Annotated in this window: 2 protein-coding genes; both read right to left on the minus strand. The window is 71.5% G+C overall.

The window, feature by feature from the left end; genetic code table 11:
* The coding region (locus tag R6V09_RS53585) for an acyl carrier protein (protein WP_317888618.1) at window positions 1-492 on the minus strand (492 nt) is incomplete at its 3' end.
* A gap of 22 nt (window positions 493-514) precedes the next feature.
* Window positions 515-1,128: beta-ketoacyl reductase (locus R6V09_RS53590; RefSeq protein ID WP_317888619.1), on the minus strand; the 614-nt coding region annotated here is incomplete at its 5' end.

Raw genomic sequence — 1,128 nt, forward strand, 5'->3', positions numbered from 1 at the left:
CCCGCCGGCCGGGCGGTGCGAGGCGGTCGGCTCACTGCCCGAGAGCAGTTCGAGCTGACGCTGCATGACCAGGAGTTGCTCCTTGATCAGGCTCTGCACCGCCGCCGAGTCGCCGCCCGTCGCCAGGGAGGCCGCCGGTGCCACGGGGGCGGCGGGCGCAACCGGCGTCGGCGTGGTGCCGACGCCGACGGTGGAGGCCGTGAGGGGCGAGCTCGCCATGGCGGGCGGTACCGTCCGCGCTCCCGGCAGCTTCTCGGCCGGAGCGTGTGCGGCGAGGTATGCGGCCAGTTCGGACGGGTTCTCCACGTCGTCGAAGAGCTGACGCAGCGACACCTTGCAGCCGTAGCGGTCCTCCACCAGCCGGAGCATGCCGAGCAGCGCCATTGAGTCCGCGCCGAGCTCCGTGAACGACACGGCCGGGTCCAACTGGTCGGGCTCGATGTCGAAATATCCGCCGACGACGGTGACGATCTCTTGGAGTAGTGGCTCCACAGGGTTCTCCTTGTGGTTGATGTCAGCGGTCCCGGTGAGGGTCCAGCCGTGCTGCCAGTAGGTCGATCGTCGGATTCCGGAGGAGATCGATCGTCCTGAGCGGCACGCCGAGTTCTTCACCGATGCGCCGGGCGAGTCGCACCGCGAGGAGCGAGTCGTCGTTGATGTCGAAGAGGCTCCGGTCGTACTGGTCGACCTCGGTGCGCAGCACCTCGGACCACAGCTTCGCCAGCGTGCTCTTCAGCTCGTCGCCGGACGGCCGCCCAGAGGCGGTGAGGACGGGCGGTACCGGCTCCGGACCGGCGGACTGCCGCTGGACGCGGCGCTCCAGGTCCGTGGTGGAGACCGCGAGCCGGGACGGCACGTCGGAGCGCAGAACGAGGCCGAGGACCTCCGCTCCCTGCTCCGGTGAGAGCCGGCGCTCCTCCTGCCGGTCCCCGGGGAGCGGTTCACCGGTCGGCCCGGCGCCTGGGAACGCCGAGCCGTCCCAGCCGACGCTGATCAGTCTGTCGCCGCCCGATGACCAGGCGTCGAGGAAGCGGTCGGCGGCCGCGGAGCCCGCGGAGCCGACGCCGCCGAGCACCGGGGCGAGGGAGGACATCAGGACGCCGAAGTCGGCCGGCGCATCGGCGAAGG

Origin of the sequence: Streptomyces sp. W16, assembly GCF_033194735.1 — a bacterium.
Classification (GTDB): domain Bacteria; phylum Actinomycetota; class Actinomycetes; order Streptomycetales; family Streptomycetaceae; genus Streptomyces.